Annotated in this window: 14 protein-coding genes; all 14 read right to left on the bottom strand. The window is 49.7% G+C overall.

The genetic code is table 11. The features are described 5' to 3' along the window. Positions 1-11: 11 nt before the first annotated feature. Positions 12-1,991: a type I-D CRISPR-associated helicase Cas3' gene (gene cas3 / locus Pmgp_RS03975; RefSeq protein ID WP_134212670.1), complete on the bottom strand. Its 1,980-nt coding sequence runs from the start codon at positions 1,989-1,991 to the stop codon at positions 12-14. After that, positions 1,988-2,713 carry a type I-D CRISPR-associated protein Cas5/Csc1 gene (cas5d, locus tag Pmgp_RS03970; protein ID WP_134212669.1) on the bottom strand — a complete coding sequence of 242 codons (726 nt, stop codon included), beginning with the start codon at positions 2,711-2,713 and terminating at the stop codon, positions 1,988-1,990. Before cas5d ends, cas3 begins: the two co-directional genes overlap by 4 nt. A gap of 12 nt (positions 2,714-2,725) precedes the next feature. Continuing rightward, on the bottom strand, positions 2,726-3,649 hold the full coding sequence (gene cas7d, locus Pmgp_RS03965; protein WP_192902773.1) for a type I-D CRISPR-associated protein Cas7/Csc2: 924 nt from the start codon (positions 3,647-3,649) through the stop codon (positions 2,726-2,728). 4 nt (positions 3,650-3,653) lie between these two features. After that, positions 3,654-4,292 carry a hypothetical protein gene (locus Pmgp_RS03960; protein WP_134212667.1) on the bottom strand — a complete coding sequence of 213 codons (639 nt, stop codon included), beginning with the start codon at positions 4,290-4,292 and terminating at the stop codon, positions 3,654-3,656. Next, entirely contained in the window at positions 4,289-6,883 is a 2,595-nt protein-coding gene (locus tag Pmgp_RS03955; protein WP_134212666.1) for a hypothetical protein, read from the bottom strand. The genes Pmgp_RS03960 and Pmgp_RS03955 overlap by 4 nt, the downstream gene beginning before the upstream one ends. Positions 6,884-7,526: 643 nt before the next feature. Then, on the bottom strand, positions 7,527-8,606 hold the full coding sequence (gene cas6, locus Pmgp_RS03950; RefSeq protein ID WP_134212665.1) for a CRISPR system precrRNA processing endoribonuclease RAMP protein Cas6: 1,080 nt from the start codon (positions 8,604-8,606) through the stop codon (positions 7,527-7,529). Between the two features lie 157 nt (positions 8,607-8,763). After that, the gene (locus Pmgp_RS03945; protein ID WP_134212664.1) at positions 8,764-9,189 is read right to left on the bottom strand and encodes a putative toxin-antitoxin system toxin component, PIN family; all 426 of its coding nucleotides are present in this window, start codon (positions 9,187-9,189) and stop codon (positions 8,764-8,766) included. After that, a complete protein-coding gene (locus Pmgp_RS03940) occupies positions 9,176-9,472 on the bottom strand; it encodes an AbrB/MazE/SpoVT family DNA-binding domain-containing protein (RefSeq protein WP_134212663.1) in 297 nt (98 codons plus the stop codon). The genes Pmgp_RS03945 and Pmgp_RS03940 overlap by 14 nt, the downstream gene beginning before the upstream one ends. A 139-nt stretch (positions 9,473-9,611) precedes the next feature. Continuing rightward, the gene (locus Pmgp_RS03935; RefSeq protein ID WP_134212662.1) at positions 9,612-10,403 is read right to left on the bottom strand and encodes a methyltetrahydrofolate cobalamin methyltransferase; all 792 of its coding nucleotides are present in this window, start codon (positions 10,401-10,403) and stop codon (positions 9,612-9,614) included. Positions 10,404-10,432: 29 nt separating this feature from the next. Next, positions 10,433-11,374 (bottom strand): acetyl-CoA decarbonylase/synthase complex subunit delta, encoded by a 942-nt coding sequence (locus Pmgp_RS03930; RefSeq protein WP_134212661.1) that lies wholly within the window; start codon positions 11,372-11,374, stop codon positions 10,433-10,435. Between the two features lie 30 nt (positions 11,375-11,404). Beyond that, positions 11,405-12,169, bottom strand: a complete 765-nt coding sequence (locus Pmgp_RS03925) for an ATP-binding protein (protein WP_134212660.1) — start codon at positions 12,167-12,169, stop codon at positions 11,405-11,407. A gap of 26 nt (positions 12,170-12,195) precedes the next feature. Then, entirely contained in the window at positions 12,196-14,142 is a 1,947-nt protein-coding gene (locus Pmgp_RS03920; protein WP_134212659.1) for an ASKHA domain-containing protein, read from the bottom strand. Between the two features lie 44 nt (positions 14,143-14,186). Next, a complete protein-coding gene (gene acsC, locus Pmgp_RS03915; protein ID WP_134212658.1) occupies positions 14,187-15,524 on the bottom strand; it encodes an acetyl-CoA decarbonylase/synthase complex subunit gamma in 1,338 nt (445 codons plus the stop codon). Between the two features lie 36 nt (positions 15,525-15,560). Then, positions 15,561-17,759 (bottom strand): acetyl-CoA decarbonylase/synthase complex subunit alpha/beta, encoded by a 2,199-nt coding sequence (gene acsB / locus Pmgp_RS03910; RefSeq protein WP_134212657.1) that lies wholly within the window; start codon positions 17,757-17,759, stop codon positions 15,561-15,563. Between the last annotated feature and the right edge of the window lie 23 nt (positions 17,760-17,782).

Genomic DNA, 17,782 nt, shown 5'->3' with positions numbered 1-17,782 from the left:
TTTCAGTCCCATTAATTAGTTTTAAATCTATTCTTACTTCTAAGATACAACTCATTAAGAAGCAACGCAGCCCCATCAAAAGCTATCAAAGATTGGCCACAGTGTAAGACAGGTAATCTCCAGTCAACTTCAACCAAGTCTTTGGGAACAATAGTAAAAATGTGGTTTTTAAGTGTCATGATATGAGAAACCGGAGTACAATGGTCGTTTTGAATTATTGAAAGCTCTGGGAAATTAATGGTTTGAAAAAACCTCCCATAGCTACCCAAATAAGAACTAATCCCAATTACCGAAACTTTTTTATATTTCCCATAGCCTTTAACCGTTACCATCCCAAGCCTTGGATCGAACATAAGCCCCTCCGACCTGCGTAACAACGGAATCAAATCAACATTATATGACGCATATTGTTCGCCTCTTCTTATTTTTTCCGCATAATCGTAAACAGGAATACTGGGCAGCGATGTACGAAAAGTGCTCAGTTCCTGGTATACCTTAAGCCATCTATATTCTTTGATACCTTGCCCAGCCTTTGCAAACTGGCTTCTTATAGATGCTAAAAGCCTCTCGCAGTGAATTTTCTCCGCATATTTTTCCGCTATATCTTCCAGTTTGTTTTTTATCACCAAAATGTTTTCAGGGCTTCCTTGATAGTCCTCCTGAATCTTTGAAATAATATTATTGATAAGGGCATATACCGTTATGAGCCCGCCCCAAGTATTAATAAACCATGGCCTGAACTCTGGAGTTACATACCAGTCGTATACTTTTGTTTCAAATTCATCTCTGGTAACTTCCGTATCCAATCCTTCAATACCGGACCTGACATTTTCCGGACATATGACGTAAGCCGTCCCCGGCCTGTGGCGGCCTACCCGGCCGAAGCGCTGCATAAACGAGGGGGCTTCAAAAGCCTCAAACACCAGGTAATCACATTTAAAATCCACACCCACTTCTATCGCAGATGTGCCGATAACCAGGAGATGCTCCGGCCGCTTTTGCCGGATATCACGTTGAGAAAGCCCTCTAACGATCAACAACTCATCCCTAGAAAAGCCTTCTTCCACCAGACGGTCTTCCAGTCGAATAGCGTTAACTACCGAGTTCAGCACTACCACCGCCGGAATATAATCCGGCTCGTTTTCCTTCTTGCCCAATTCAATTAACTTTTCTCTCAGTGAAAGAATGGTGCCAACCGCTGTTTCCACGGGATCCGTCCCGGTGGGGCATGGGATGATTTCGACCTCATGGACAGCCGTTCTTTTCTCTTCACCGACATATCTTGACCGGGTAGAAAAATCAATTTCCAGCGGGGCAAAAAAATCTCTTACGACCTTTTTTACCTCCGGATCAGGTGTGGCACTCAGAAGCACCACCCTTTCAAACATTCCAATGTGTCTCGCCAAATGGACCATAAACAAGGCATGGGCAAATTCAACCCCTTGATACAGGTGAAACTCATCAAGCACCAGGGTCGGGTAGCCATGAAGGGCAGCCAGCGCTTCCCCCCGGTAGCGAAGGGCAAAAATCAGGAATAATATATCTGGGTTTGTAAAAATAATTTTAGTTTTATTGCTTTCCAGCAGCCGGTTTAAAACCTTCCACTTGCTTCCCCACCCTTTTTCTCTTCCCCATTTTTCCAGGGCAGCGGCGTCGACATGAACAAGCAAAACATCTGCCTTCCCGAACTCTTCTTTTGTTGTTTCAGGATCATAGATACACGGGTTTAGGCCTTCCAGTCTGGCGATGTTTGCTACACCGGCAACCTGGTTGCGAATGAGTTCATTGGTCGGGTAAACCATAATCGCTGATTCTTTATATTTAAGAATTGGGAGGAGCGCCGCGGCGGTTTTACCGGTGCCGGTTTTGGTTCCAACCAGAAAAGTGCTGTGGTTTCTCCATTCATCAAGCATGACAGCCTGATGATGGTACAGCGGCGTCAGGACCAGAGGATGTTGCACCAACGGCAACGTCAATGGCAATGTTTTCACTTGTCCTGGCCCCCAAAAACCCGCTTCATTACTCTTTCAGGAATATGCACCCTGTGCTCTTTTTTTAAACAAAACCAGTCCCCTTTAATTTCCGCCGTGCGAAAAAGCATATGGGGTGGAATCATTATAGGATCATATTTATCTACTTGACCGGTAATATCCAGAGGGTTGACCGGATGGGCCGGGCGAATCGCTTTGTTCCTAAAAACGGCCTGTGGCGCTGTGATTTCCTCCCAAATTACTCTCACTGCCGTACCTTTTTTACCCAACCTGGTTACCCCCCTTGGTACCGAACCGTCAAAAGTAAAAACATAGCAGGTAAAACTGCTTTTTGAACGATCCTCTTTTCCCCACGCCGGGTTCAAATAAACCCGCCAGCCGATTCCCGGTGAATTGATGCCCCGTGGAGCATCATCCGTACGCAAGGTCAGGGAATTGACCGCATTGTAAGTAAGACGGCTTTTATCGTATTCTTCTCTGTACGCAGGGGTGGCGTACAAAGGAAAGCCGGGCAAGTCCTCCTCGTAGCGAGGCGTGGAACCTCTGTAAATACCGTAAGAAAAGTCAGCAAGTGAATAAGAAAGGGCGTAATTATGAATAACCGGATAGGTGGAAGACACTTTGCTCACTTCATAAGATGAAAACCACAGGTAATCATGGTTAAACAGGCGGCAAATAAACAACCTGATCCCGTGTTCAGCAAGATCGATAGAGTCTGGCATCCCTTTGCCCTCCTAACCTACCTGCACGGCCCGGTACTCTCCGATGTCTTTATACGCTTTCTCCAGGAATCCCTTGTCCAGCGCAGTATTGACGCATTCCTTGATAAGTTCGTCGGTCTGCTCCGGTTTCAAAACAATTACCTTGCCGGGGTTTCCCGCTTTGGGCACATAATCTCTCTTAATAAACGCCGCGATCTCAGCGGGGGTAATTTTATCCCGGCGATCATAAAGCTCTAAGGTTAGTTCCAGGGAGGTGATTACTTCTTCCCATCCCGCCGTCACACCGATAATGGTGTTCCTCACATCGCCGCCAATCCTCGATTCCGCCCCATAACTCTTGCAAGCCAGCAGCGTTTTAACCGCCTGCACCAGTTCAATCCATGTTACGCTTTTTAAAGTGACAATGGATGGGAAAAGGGTGGCGGGCGCCACTGCGTAGCGGCTGCCCAATGCCTGCCCTGTGGTGATATTTTTGTCATTGATGGCGTTAAAGGTGGTCACCGTGGCAATGTTCTCATAAGGCAGCAATGAAAAAGCGGTGGAATATTCAATACGGTGCTTTATATTGGCCCTGTCACTTTGCCCCGACTCAGTGCTGGTAGCGCCATATAACCCGCACCGGGGGCATTTCATACAAAGTTTGTCTTTCAGGTAGCACTCCGTTACAGACAATTTCGCTTCTTCCGCGGCCGTCCTTAGAATCTGCTCCAATTGCCGGGACTCAGCGGCTTTTTGCTTGGTGGCCAAAAACGCCACCCGGCGCGTCGGCTTATCTTCTTTTACTGACAGCGGTGTATACACTGTGTTAAGCTGGCGGTCTTCCTCGGTTCTCAACACCGTGTAATCAAGGATTTCCCGCATAACAATGAGCTGGATCGTCTTCGCGCCGATTAATGGCTGGGGCTTATCCACCAGATACTGCTCGATAAGTTTCATTATCTTATTCCTCCTCATCATCCAAATCATAGCCTTTTAGTTCGGCCTGCTTGATAAACTCACCCATATCCGCCTTTTTCTGACCTTTCGCCTCTGCGTACGCCCTTTTGCTTGGATACCCGATAGATTCAATATCCTGTACGCCCTTTTTGGGTTTCTCTCCCCACGCCTTGGCCAAGTTATCCCATGTGCCGTATTTTGTCTTTAGAAACTCCACCCATTCCTTCTTTACTGATTCCAACCAGGCTAAACTCTTCTTGCGTTGACGGTAGTAAAGCCCGTAATCAACCAGCTCCAAAATCCGATCCTGCGAGGCAATTGATTCCCCCCGAATGAGAGACAAGAGCTTTTCAATGCCCTCCTCCAGCGCCGCTATGGCACTTTCACTGATTTTCCCTTTTGTTTTGGGGTTATGCAAGTGGACATTTACGGCATAGCCGCTTAAACTTTCTACATCCCATTTGCCTTTTTTGATCTCCTGCAAGATCTTCCCTACCGGTCCCATAATGGCATGTTTACTTTTATAGGTTTTTGCAGGGTAACTATCAAGATAACGGTCAAAGGTATCTTTGATTTCCTCAATTTTTTCTTTAATGCTCTCGTACTGAAACCGTTCAACATTAGTAAAGATGAAGCGTCTCAATGTAACACCTCCTCGATGATATCCAGGTATTCAAAATGATAATTGCTTACTTGTCCATTGTTTTTCTCTTCAATTCGCCGCAGGATATGTCCCGGTGTAGGTTCGGACAGGATAGCAAACAGATTCGACCGTTCGGGGTAGGCGGTAGACGGGGTTAAAATGCTGGCCGCCCCAATCGCTCGAAACCACCTGCGGGCATTCTCAAGCGATATCCAGTTACCATTGACCATCTTGCGGATAGAGGCCACAGGTGGTACAAGGGCCACTCCCTCCCATCCTTCAAAATCAAAACCGTCATTGTTGCTGATAATGGCAACCGTCGCGTCAAGAGCCAAACCAATGAAAAGAGAAACAAATAACCTGCGCAGGGCGGCGTTCGCGTCACCGTCCTTACCTAAAATGATTGGTTGAGTTAACGGGATCAGGATTAGGTTTGGTGTCTGGCACACTGTCTTTAACTGGGGACCAAGGCGGTATACTTCATCCCGAATCTCTGTAACCACGGGCTCATCCACAAGATTATTAATTACGGCCGATATCGCTTCATCCCAGGTTGGAAACTCAGTAGCCCACTCCAGGTTTGCCTGTTCCAGAGAACCTTCGTAAAAGTGTTTGATTCTCTTTTCCAAATCCCTCCTTAATTTCTTTCTCGTCTCGTCGGAATGCCGGTACGTTAAAAGCCCGGCGATTTCTTCGCCGCTTAGTTGGTAAAGTTCCCGACCTGAAACGTTCCTGGCAATAAGGTGGGTCAAGGAAAGTGACATTTGGCGGTCAGGGTCGCCGCTGCCAAACATAAATATACATGCCTGTTCATAAAACTTCTGAACTCTCTCCACCAGCAGTTGTCCTGCCTGGTATCCGATATTCATTCTTGGCAGGAGTACGATCATTTCCGACGACTTTTCCTGAAGAAGGAGTTGCCGCAAAATCCGCTCAAAGTAACAGGTCCTGCAAATCATGACATAATCAAACTTGCCGTGTGACACTCCACGGTTCGTGTGAGTCTGGGGGTTGCTCAGAAAATCGGCTGAAGCCTTGACACCATCGTCAAAAGGCAAGTTGCAAACCGGACAGATATACTCTGCCTTTTTTGTTTCCTTACCTGCAAATGGCTTTGATTGAGAGTAAGCCTTTAACTGTTTCTCCACCAGCAGCTTGAGGTCTTCTTGTTTAGATGGCCGTATCAAATCCTCGATAAAAGCTGCCGCCATTTTTTTATTGACAGTGGAACGGGACGGAGGGGTTTCAATTTTCGAATAAACTCTTTCCGCGATGCCATTCAGGATGCTTATGAGAAGACTGTCCCTTTTTTCATCCGCCAGTTCACCAACATTACCACCAGAATAGCCAAACCGATCGGCAGGTAATTTCCAGAAATAATCAACCGTGTGGGCCATATCTCTGGCAGGCATTAATGTGGAAGTGCTCTGTAGTTTCCGCCAGCTTCCTTCCCCAAACATTCTTTCGTATTCTGCTGCGGCAATGCTCACCCCCTCCCGTCCAATTAAATTTTCGCCCATTATAGCTTTAAAAAATTTAAAGATAACCATTTCCGGCTGGGCAATGTCAATGCGCTCCGAAAGCCGGTCAACTGTTTCTTGGCTAAGTTCTTTTACGTCAGGTTTGATCAGTTTTAAGTAAGATTTCACTACCTTTACCCTGTCTCCATATTTTTTTCTCGCAAACGAACTGCGTTTTATTTTCCCGGCAGCGATTCTTAAATAGATTTCAGTTTCCTTGTAATCAAAAAGATCGGGCTTTGGCAAAATATTAGCCACCGGGCTGCCTACCATCAGCCTGGAAACATCTTTGCCTGTCACCTCTTCGATAAGTTGAAACAGTCGCCCTTCTATTGTTTCCCTGGCCGGTTCATAGATTTGACTCGCTGATGAAGCAGCGTAGATAGTTCCTTCACTGAAGAAAAGAATGGGGCTCCAACCTTGCTTAATAAAACTGTCCACCGCTGCCTTGTGTAAAAAAACCGTGCTGACCCCTCTTACAACCACCTGATGATAAGCCAGTTTTATGTGCATGGACAGGTTGCTTTGCTCCAGCGTGCTAAGGGCGGCCAGCATACCCCTGGCGGAACAAAAGTTATCTAGTGTATATACAATATCCGCCAGGGCCTTCCACCGGCCGATACCTTGGAAGATTGAAAAGATGAGATTTGCATCGGTACGGTTTCGTGACATGTGAAGGTTGATGCAGTTTTCGATGATCTGGTGTGAGTAGTGCTGAAGGTCGCTGAAACCTAGAATTTCACAAATTTCAGGTACTACTTTCTTCGTTAAACCAGTAATAATATGTAAGGCTTTCTCTTGCGACAGACCCTTTATATAGTCCTGAAATTCCTTTGTTTCTTTGCCAATATCATGTCCTATTACGGAGACGATCAGAATTTGCTCCTCTTCCAGCTTTAAATCGTAGTGGTTTGGCAAGCGAAGAATTGGCAGTAACTGTAAAAGAACATCAAGCTCGCACATTGTATGTTCGAATAGGCTTTGTTGATATGCTCCGCTCTTGGCTACTAATTCTTTCCAACCACGTTTGAGCATAAACTGCGATGCTTTTTTTCGGATTAGTTCGTACATCTTTCAACCTCCGATCTGCCTTTTAAGAAGAAAAATAATAATTGCAATAAGAGCTAAAAAAATAACTTTATCCAAAAAGGTTCCTACCAATTGGAGAAATTGTATCATCTCCCTGTCACCCCCTTAAGTAATGGTAATGGGTACTATTAAATAATGGTAATCTTTAATTCAATGTATAAGTGGTGACCTGGAGTTATACCTGCCAATAAATGTAATATCTTTTACTAATCCCGCATAATTTATAACGCCCGGGTAAAGAAGGGTACTGAAAATAAGTTATTTTTATGGGTTATTAAATAAATAACTCCCGATTACAAGGGGACTACTTTTGCTATCTATACTTTCCGGACCCTTTATCTTTACAAAGGGAGAAACTAACCATACCCCTTTCTCCCCGTAAAAGCCAAATATGGCATTGCAAAGCAATTATTTACCATTAGCTTGCGTCCTTTTCTTGACAATGGCTAATTCGCCTTATATTATTAAGCTAAAGTTATTACCCCTTTAGTAAATGGTAATACTGAAATTGAGGAAACGGCGTGTGTGCCCCACTGCCGGGGTTTCGTTTAGGCCCTTGAAACTGCTGCTACAGTTTCAAGGGTTTTCAATTACTTCCGCCGGCCTGCTATGAGCACGGCGAGGGTTAATAAGAGTCCACCTTGCCATCAATAAAAGACGTCAATAGGTCTTCCCTTAAAATCCTATATCTTCCCATTCCAAACACCGCCCCTTTTCCCACATGGACCAGTTCCCCCAGCCGCAGCAGAGGGATAAACTCTGAAAAATCCCCTTCATATACCACCCGGCCTACAACGCCACCGAGGTTCATCTTGTTGTCCTGTCGCGAGGAGTAGCGCTCCCAGTTCACCCAGCGGGTGTTATCCTCGACCATGCGCACTAGAGCTGCCCGCTCTATCAACCTGGTAAAATCCAGCTCAAGCTCCCAGCCGTGGTGAAAGTAGGCCAGGGAAGACAGCCTGCGTAAAAGGCTGCGGATCAGCATATGAAACTCGATCCGGCGCACGAAATTCTCTTCAAACTTAATCCGGGTCATGGTCTGAAATTCCAGGCCTATACGCTGCGTTACAGGAAATTCATGCGTGGTTTCCTTTTGACAGGCAACACTTTCATCCGGTGTAAACCCTTCCGGTTCTTCCGGGAAAGGGATATCTGGTATCTGATTTTTAACATTGATATTCAGGGACAGGTCGACATTCCGCACAAGCTGGTCTCCGGCATGGTAAACTATATCGCTTTCACCTTCATTAACCGGGTTGACCGCCTCGATCCCGGCAAGCCGGTACTTCTTTCGCATCCGGCCGATTCCTGTCTCGCCCAGTTCACGAAAAGCCACTATAAAATAGGGCAGGTAGCCAATTGCCCTGCCGATTAAAATCAAGTTAAAACAAACCGTTTCCCCTGGTTTATATACAGTTTTAGACTCAGGCGGCGGTTCCAGGACAAAGGGGCGCGGGACGCTTTCGTAATTACGGAGCGCTTCCGACCCGGGCGGCGGCGCGGTCTCAAAGATGTAGGCGTAGGGGCAGCTTGCCCGCAGGAGACAGGTCCTGCATGCAGCGTCTCTCATTGAACAGGAAATCCTTTTAAAAGCGCTGCCGAAACCGCCCCTTAAAGTCGAACCTTTGTATGGGGGTAAGGAAAGGCCATGCTCTCCAGCCTCAAGGGTTAGCTGGTATTTGGCTACCGTGAAAGTTCTTGACATTTTCCTACTCCGAAAAAAATGCGAATGAATTCGCACCACTTTTATAATATATATTTTACCATAATATCCAATTATCCTACATGAAAACAATTATTTTCTTCCTTTTAACACCGTTCCACCCCTTCATCCGCCAACGAGTCAAGCGTGGCCGGACTGCTTATACTGGTGAAAAATTTTGAAGGAAGTCTCCCGGGGTACCGACAGCAAAACCCAGATTTTCTTTGCATTTAACTGTTAAGAGGTGTTTGTCCAGGCTCAGCAGCCAGTCAACCTTGCCTGAGATGGCCGACGCGAGTATTGGAGCATCCTTCTCATTAATAATTGTTTTGGCAAAGTCGAGATCCTGATCCGGGAAATCGACTATCTTAAAAGGCAATTTCTTAAACAAAGTGATATAAAGTGCGACACTCCCGGGCAGCTTTTTCTGAATGTTGCGCACTACTTCGCTCACCACATCTTCAGAAATACACGGGATGATTACGCCAAGTTCCGCCAAAACCAGAACTTCACTGGAGCCGCCGGTATTTGAAGCCAATCCGGCAATGATCACGCTGCTGTCCAGAAAAACCTTACTCTGTCTCATACTCGTGGCTGCCCTCTCTCAACTCTGCCAACAGCTGTTTCAGGTCGATATTGTTTTCGGACATGTCTTTCTGGACAGCTTCCGCCAGCGCTTTTACAGTCAGCTTCTCCGGCGTTGCAATCATGGCCCTCCCGACCTGAAAAACTTCCAGAATGGTATCTTCCTCAATACCCAGGCGCTTTCTTATCTCAGCGGGTATGGTAAACTGCCCTTTGCCCCAGACACGGGCTTTCTTCATACCGGAAAATGCCTTTGCATACTTAATTGTCCTGATCTCAGACATCTGAATATCCGCCTTTCTGACTTTTGACTATATTATATATCTAAATTAATAATAATTCAAAAAACAAAAAAACCGGGGCGGCAAAAGCCCACGGTTTATAGAGTTAATGGGTGATTCAATATGTAACCTTTTCCTCCGGTTATGACCTGAAGGTTTTCAAAAAAGCGTCGCAATAAATATCCTTGTTCAAAAGCACCTGTACCGCGGCCGCGGCATCTACCAGCATTTCGTCTTCCACATCGGCGATAGCCGAGTCCAGGCCGGCGGCCATGCACATCACCAGGTAGGTCCGGTTGAGTAGTTTTCGCTCGGCGCAGCGCTGCGACACGTTGGAGAGGCCTAAAGTAGTCTTGGGCGGCGGGTCGGCCAGCACTTTAATCTGGCGGATGGCCTCAATCACCTCGGGCGCGTGGTCCTGCGCCACGTTGGCGGGAAGCGCCAGCGGGTCGATATAGAGGTCCTGCATCGGCAGCCCGCGCATATCGGCGTTTACCACCAGCTCCATGGCCAGAGCGACGCGCGCTTCCGCGTCCTTGGGCACTCCCTGCTCGTTCATGGTCAGTCCGATCAACTTGGCGTTGTACTTCACAGCTAAAGGAAAATAGATGTCCATTTTCCACTGGTCGGCGCTGGTCGAGTTGATCAGGGCCTGGCCGCGGTGGACTTTCAGCCCGGCCTCAATGGCCTCGGGGTTGGTGGAATCCAGGCAGCAGGGCAGCGGGCTGACCGCCTGGGCTGTTTTGACCAGCCACTCCATAACAGCGGGCTGATCTTCTTTGGCGACGGTGGGACCGGTGTTAATGTCAAGCCAGCGGGCGCCCTTTTCTGTCTGCAGTTTGGCCCAGTGCTCGATGGGGCCGGGGTCCTTATTTATAATAGCTTCTCTGATGTCTTTAAACATACCGTTAATATGTTCACCAATCAGTTCCATTATTAAAACTCCTTTCAATAATTCAATATTTAAGAGTTTTGTTTCATCATGGCTGCGATGTTATTGTTGAAAAGCTTTAAGGACTCGGGATGGCGCAGGATAAAGATAGAGCCTCCGGCCTGGGCGAAACTGGCCGCGGTAAGGACTTCCCACAGGAGGGCGCGGCGGGCCTGGGCGCCCCACTCCTCGTTGTCTTCCGTCTTGGCCTCTTTGGTCTTCCATGTTTCCTGGCCGACAAAGCAGATCATCGGGATGGCCAGCATTTTGTCGCCGTTCAGAGCGCCTGTGCGGGCGCGTTCCATGATGGAATAAGCATACTCAACACCGTAGCCCAGCGCCCCTACCAGCGGGTCCATGGCAATCCGGCTCAGGGGCAGGTTCATTTCGTTAATCAAGATGTTCAACTGCTTGGCCAGGTTGATATCCAGCGGGCTGGTGGCGATAATATTGTGGCCGTGCACCATACAGGTGGCGGTAATAGTTTTGTAGTTATTGATAGTGGCACAGCCCAGCAAAGCGTTTTGTCCTGAAATAGCTTCACCGGCGGCCGGCAGGATCAAAGCGTCTTTTTCTTCAACACCGCAGCCCACCACAATCAGCGGCAAACTCACAGCTTCCGCCACAGCCTTGACAGTCGCGGCAACCTCATCCGGCGTGGCGTCCATTTGGTCCGGGTGGGCGCTGTTCAGCCTCAAACAAATCATGTCGGCCCCGTAATCGGCGCATTTCTTAGCCCAGGCCACGGGATTGTCCAGCACCCCTTTAAACGGCTCTGTCAGTATGGCAGGCCAGTTGTCAGGTTCCATATCCCATACTTCAAGGGCGACCACCGGCCGGTTGGGCATTTCGCCTTCAAAGTGTAAAAACGGCAGGGTGCTGTCTCCACCGACTTTGACAGCGTTAGGCTCCTGTCCAATAGTCATCTCCAGGACTTTGTTGGTCCACCTCTCCTTTACTATTGCAACAGCCATGTTTGTCTTACAACTCCTTTCAGTAACGACTTAATTTTTTATAATATTCGCCTTCTTTAGAATCTCCGCAACTGCCGCCACAGCAGGGCTGTCACCGGGCAAATCCACCAGGGGCCTGCTGTGCAGGTCGTATTCGACTATATTTGAATCCATTGGAATGGTTCCGATCAATGCAAGGCCGGTCTTGTCAATTTCATCTTGCAGGGCCTCAAGAGAATCCTCACCGACCTTTGTAATTACCAGATACATTTTTTTTATGTTCAGGTTTATGGACCGGACAAGCTCTTTAACTCTTTTGGCGGAACGGACGCCCCTGGCGCTGGTATCGCTGGTAACGAACAGTATATCAACATTCTGGGTGGTACGGCGGCTCAGGTGTTCCAAACCGGCCTCATTATCCGCCAGGATTGCCTTATAGTTCCTGGACAAGTTGTCCAGATAAGACCTGAGGACGTTATTGGCGTAACAGTAACAACCCGGCCCCTCGGTAGCTCCCATGGAAAGCAGGTCAAAATCATCGCTTTCGGCAAGGGACTGGTAGACCTTGTACTCCACATACTGGTCCTTGGTCATGCCGGCGGGCAGCGGTGTTAAATTATTTTTAATCTTGGACAAAATTTCTCCAATAGTTTCCTCTACTTCAACGCCCAGCGCCTCGTTTAAATTGGCGTTGGGGTCGGCGTCAACAGCCAGTACCGGGGACACCCCATCTTTAATCAATAGTTTGACAGTAATAGCTGCGAAGGTAGTCTTCCCTGTTCCGCCCTTCCCGGCAATAGCTATGTGCAGCGCCACTAACATACTCTCCTTTTGTAAATAAATTATCTTTTCTGCATGGTTGGGAATAATCCCAGATCGGTATGCGGAATAAAAAGCGCCGAAACAAATTCATCCATAAAGGTATTGCCAATACTGAGTTCCAGGTAAGTCATCTTTTTAGCGATCTCTTCCAGCATATCCCTGGCCTTCTTCGATAAAAGAGCCAGTTTGGCGCCTTTGACGGAACTGTTTCCCACATAAGAGTATTTCTCCAGCGGGATGTCAGGGAACATGCCAATGTCAATGGCATCCCTGATATTGATGTACCGTCCGAAGCCGCCTGCTATGACCACCCTGTCAATAGCCTCCACCGGCAGTCCCACCATCTGCAGCATGCTGCGTATGCCGGCATAAACCGCGGCCTTGGACCGGATTAGATTTTTTATTTCAGCCTCAGAAATGGTTATATCCGTAAAACGTCCCGCTTTTTCGGACCAGACCAGGACAAATTCTTTACCCTCGGCGGAATCTCTTATGCGCGGCGATTTCACGTCGGAGACAAAGTTGCCGCTGCGGTCGATGATACCCGACTTGTACAGCCAGGCGACGCAGTCGATCAAACCGGAGCCGCAGATACCCGTCGGCGGCACGTTGCCAATGGTGCAGCAGGTAACTTTGGCGCCACCCGGCGAAATCCTTACTTTTTCTATCGCCCCGCGCATGGCGCGCATCCCGTGCCTGATCCCGCCGCCCTCAAAGGCGGGGCCGGCTGAGCAGGCGCAGGAGATCAACCATTCTTTATTGCCCAGCACCATTTCTCCATTGGTCCCGATGTCGACAAACAGGGTCAGTTCCTCCGCGAAAGCCATACCGGAAACCAGCACCCCGGCCGTAACATCCCCGCCCATATAACTTGCGACACCGGTGATGCACTGGACCCAGGCCATGGGATAGACATTCAAACCAGCCCGGGACGCCCGGACAGCCGGGATATTGTTTACCACAGGCGTGTAGGGCTCCAGGCGAATATAGGTCGGGTCAAGGCCCAGGAACAGGTGGGTCATGGTGGTGTTGCCCGCGCAGACCACTGTCCTGATGTCAGTCTGTTTAATCCTTTGCTCCTTGGCCAGGTCTTCGATTAATTCATTAATAGTTTCCACAACGACTTTCCGGAGCTCTCTTAAACCGTCCGGGTATTCGTTGGTGTGAATGATCCTGGTTATAACATCGTCTCCATAAACGGCCTGTTTATTATATGTGCCCTTGATCCCCACAGTCTGGCCGCTTTCCAGATCGACCAGCTTGGCTACCACGGTCGTCGTACCTATATCAACGGCCAGTCCATAGTACTTCTGTTCAATATGCCCAGGTTCAACCCCGGTTATTTCAACAGATTTGTAGCCTTTCCCCTCAGCCAGGGAAACTGTCACCTTCCACCCGGCCTGCCTTAAAATATTGGGCAGGGTCAGCAGGACATTCAGAGTGGGACGCAGCAGTTCGACGCCTGTCTCTTTGCGAATGACACGTATTACCCGGCCAATATCGTCTTCCATATCGTCCAGGGAAGGCTCCGGCACTTTCAGAAATAATCTTTTAAACAAAGGAATATCGGGGCCTTCTCCAGCTCTTTCAGGCTCCTCTTCCAGTATGCCTATCCTTTCATCACCATTTTGCGCAATACTGCCGCCGGCCGGGTTGTTGCTAAGCACAATCCTGTGCTCAGTCAGTTTTGATTCCTCGGGGACCTCCACCACCAGATTGCTTTGTGCGAAACATTGACAGGCAAGCATATACCCCTGCTTTTGTTCCTCCTCAGTCAGCATGCCGGTTGTCAGTGATTCCACCTTTCCTTCTCTTACCAGCACCTTGCAATCACTGCAGGTCCCTTTTCCGCCGCAGGAAGCTTTGAGAGGAATGCCCGCCACTACCATAGCGTGATAGAGGCTTTCTTTTTCATTTGCAGTGACCTGCTTATGGTCAGGAATAATATTTATTGAGAAGTTCGGCATAACCGGTTAATCCTTTCTAAATCATGAGTGAGGGACGGGTTAAATCAGGCGTTCCAGCGCTGTTTGATAAAGCTCGGTATGCCGGAAGAATCTCTGGGTCCTACCAGCACTTCCCAGCCTGATATTTCCTGCAGCTTGCCGCTTAAAACCGCCACGCCGCCTGGTATAATCACCTTGCGGTGCGATACTTTGCCGGCAATACCGCAGGTGTTCATCATTTCCGATATCTTTTCCGGCGTAAATTTGCCGGCGGCCCAGCCGGTAAGGACAGATACGCCGTCGGTATCCACAGGCAGGACATAGCCGGGCACTCTGGACGCTTCTATATCACCGGCGACGCAGAAGTAAGTAAGAGAAAAGTTGGTGGTCAGGTATACCGGCGAATCAGGACCCGGGGTCAGGATCTCGTATATTTTTGATTCAACCGCAATCGGCTTTTGCGGGTCGGTATAGATGTTCAGGCGCAGTGTGATCAGGGGCAGGATGTCTGCCGGGTCTACGCTGTCTATGACAACTATACCCGCGTATTTGGCGATATATACACCGGCGTCAATCACCGCCTGGAATGGGTCTTCATTAGAGGCAAAGACTATGGTCGGGTAGCCGAACGGGCGGAATTTCTTTAACGCCTGACGCCTGATCTGGGTCTGGTCGGTCAGGACCTGGCCCAATTCGGTCGTCCCGGAGTCCAGGATCAGCTGTTTGCAGCCCAGTTCCGCAACCTTTTCAACTAACGAGGCGAGTTCATCCAAACCTGCGCCCTGCACCACCAAAGGAACTTCAAATTTTTTGGCCAGGGCGGCCATGGCCTGATAATTCGCGGCGTTGGCGCTGTAAACCAGGGGCTTCTTGGCTGCGACAACTTCCAGCGCCTTTTCAATAGTCGCCGGGTCTTCGCTCTTCAGAATCAACGGGTACGCGGTACGGCCGGCAACCAGCTTGACTGCTTCCACAAACCGTTCGGGACTGCCGGAGCAGGCGCAGACGAGTACCATATCTACTCTATGAGTCTGCCCCACCCGGTCGAATACCAGCTTGTTGATGGCGTCAACCTTGCTGACTATCTCAGCGTCGCCCATAGTGTCGCAAACCGGTATGGCTATGGCGCACGGGTGCTCAAAGCGTTTGTCATGCCGGAAGAGCACAGTTTCATTGCCGAGCTCAACCTGCTCATCGCCAACACCAATCTTCACCAGCGCAACAGGCGGCGCGGACGCGGAATCAAGGACCTCCCTCGCCGCGTCACTGACATGCGGGCACTGATCCAGGCTGGCTTTGCCGGTGGCAAGGGCCATGGCGAATGCCAGGCAGGTGGCCTGACCACAATCCTTACAGTTCGTCTTGGGCAGTTGTTTAAAAATTTGTAATCCCGATAGTGCCATACTTTTTTCTCCTTTCTGGTTCCTTCTTTTAATTCCTTAGATGAGAGGGTCCATGGTCAAAGCAGGGTGACCATTTTCCTCGAGGAACGGCAGTATTTCCTCACCTTCAATACCGATCGTCTCGTCGGCTATTTTATCGATAAAGTCTCTTCCCAGCCCGGCATCTTCAGCAGCCTGCTCCAACTGAGGCCGGAGAGCTTCTTTCAGCTCTTTCGGCATCCAGACCAGCCTGGCCAGGCCGCCGTCAGCCGGGACAAATTTGGGAGAAGACAGGTAAGACCTGCCGATGCCCATAAAGCCCGGCATCTGCGCGCCGCCGCCGATGGTGCCGGCCAGGGTGGAGAATGTCATGCCGGACGGCGTCATGCCGCCGTGCTCGCGGTTGACCACCATAAAGCCGTTGCACTCGGGCACCATGGCCAGGATGCACTCAAAGCAGCCGCAGGAGGTCATCGGGTATTCCATGATGGTGTAAAAGTTCACTGCCTCGATGGTGCGCTGTGAGTTTTTATAAGTAAATTCGTTAAAGCTGCTCCACTGTCCCTTGACTTCGTCAATGATGCCTTCCTTGAGAATGGGCTGGTTCGGCCCGTGCGGGTTGATCTCGTAGGAGGCCTTGGCGTCCAGCCAGCTCACCGCGCCGCACAAACCTACCCGCTGCGGCGCTACCACGCAAACGTGAGTAGGCGCGAAGGACTGGCAAAGGGTGCAAGAGTAGAAAGTGTCCACCGCCTCGTCCCGCAGTTCTTTCAGCCGCTCGTCGCGCCTGGCGTAGTATTCCCTCGCTATTTCACGCATTTCCAGTACTTTGGCCTCGTCGGTCATAATTGTCACCTGGACCCTGTCGACAATGGAAGGAAACTCGGATTTGAACTTGGCGTAGAGAATGTTGCCAAAGTGTTTGAGCCTGAATCCCTTGCTGAAGGCGTCTTTACTCACCCTCAGCCAGTTGATGTCCCTCTGGGCCACGTGCCAGATGCCCTCACCGTAGTTAATGAAATAGTGGATGCGGCGTTCCAGCACCGGCTCGAAGTCTTCCTGCATTTTCCGGCCGTAAACCTCGACCAGGATGCCGATAGGCAGCATGCCGCCCGGCTCAATGGTATCAATATCAGGGCCGATCACCGTGACCTTGCCGTCTTCAATGTCATCCGGCCCCATCATGCGCACCAGCTCGAAGCCCGGGGTCTTCTGCCCGCCGAAACCGCAGTGCATGTCGCTCTTGCGGATGGTCTCACCCTCGAAGGCCGGGCCGATGGTAATCGGCGCGTCGATGTCGATGGCGGTAATCTTGATCCCCCGTATTTCCAGGGCGGTCTGGACGATTTTTTCATAGTCCGGCTCTGAAACAAACCAGTCTTTAATCTGCTCGTCTTCCCCCAGCGACTGGTCAGTTATTACGGGAAAACCGGTAAAGATGGCGCCGGCGCAGGCGGCGTCCTTGACCATGTCCCGCTCGCCCAGGTACATAATAAAAGCCAGAACGCGGCGGCGCTGGTAATCACGCTGCGCTTCACGTTCCCCCGGCGGGATCCCGCCGAACATCATGCCGGCCCGCAGGGCGTAGTTGGCGGCATGGACTACCTGAGTAAAGTTGCCCAGGGGGTAAGCGATATAGTCTAGCCCTAATTTCACATTTTCTTCGAGCAGCTGCTCGATAATTTCATCTGAAAGGAACAGCATCAGGCCCTTGGCCATGAGGCTGTCAACAATCTTTTTCGCATCTTTGCTGGTCCTGGCGCGGCCTACAATGACGGCTTCGCCGGGAATGGTCCAGTCAACCATCTTAATGCCGTACTGGCGCACCACCGGGTCACCGATAAACCCGGTCCAGGGCGGCTGCACAATCGGGTTTTCCGGAGTATGCTTGAGATAGCGCAGCGCCTCGATGATATCGGCGGCGTACCAGGTGGATTCACCCCAGAGCAGCATATTTTCGAATGTTTTTTCTTCCTTAATTTGCGCGCGCATCCGGTTTAAAATCGGCGGCAGATCACCCAGCTTGGTGACCTGCTCGCCGCTCATGCAGCGGATGACCGGGATATTATAAGCAGTGTCCGGGTAGCCAACCGGCTGCTGCGCCCCATATTCTCTTATGGCCTGGCTGAGCAGGATTTCCGCGTAACTTACAGCGGTAATCGCGCCGTTATACATTGAGCGATAAAGCTTTTTCGGCTCCTTGCCCGGTTCTACGCACCCTTCGTAAATCTGATTAAAATGAATTTGCTCGGACATCTCTTTTCCTCCTCTCGATCCAC

It is taken from the genome of Pelotomaculum propionicicum, assembly GCF_004369225.1.
In the GTDB taxonomy this organism is placed as follows: Bacteria; Bacillota; Desulfotomaculia; order Desulfotomaculales; family Pelotomaculaceae; genus Pelotomaculum_B; species Pelotomaculum_B propionicicum.
This window is presented reverse-complemented; position numbering and strand designations above follow the sequence as displayed.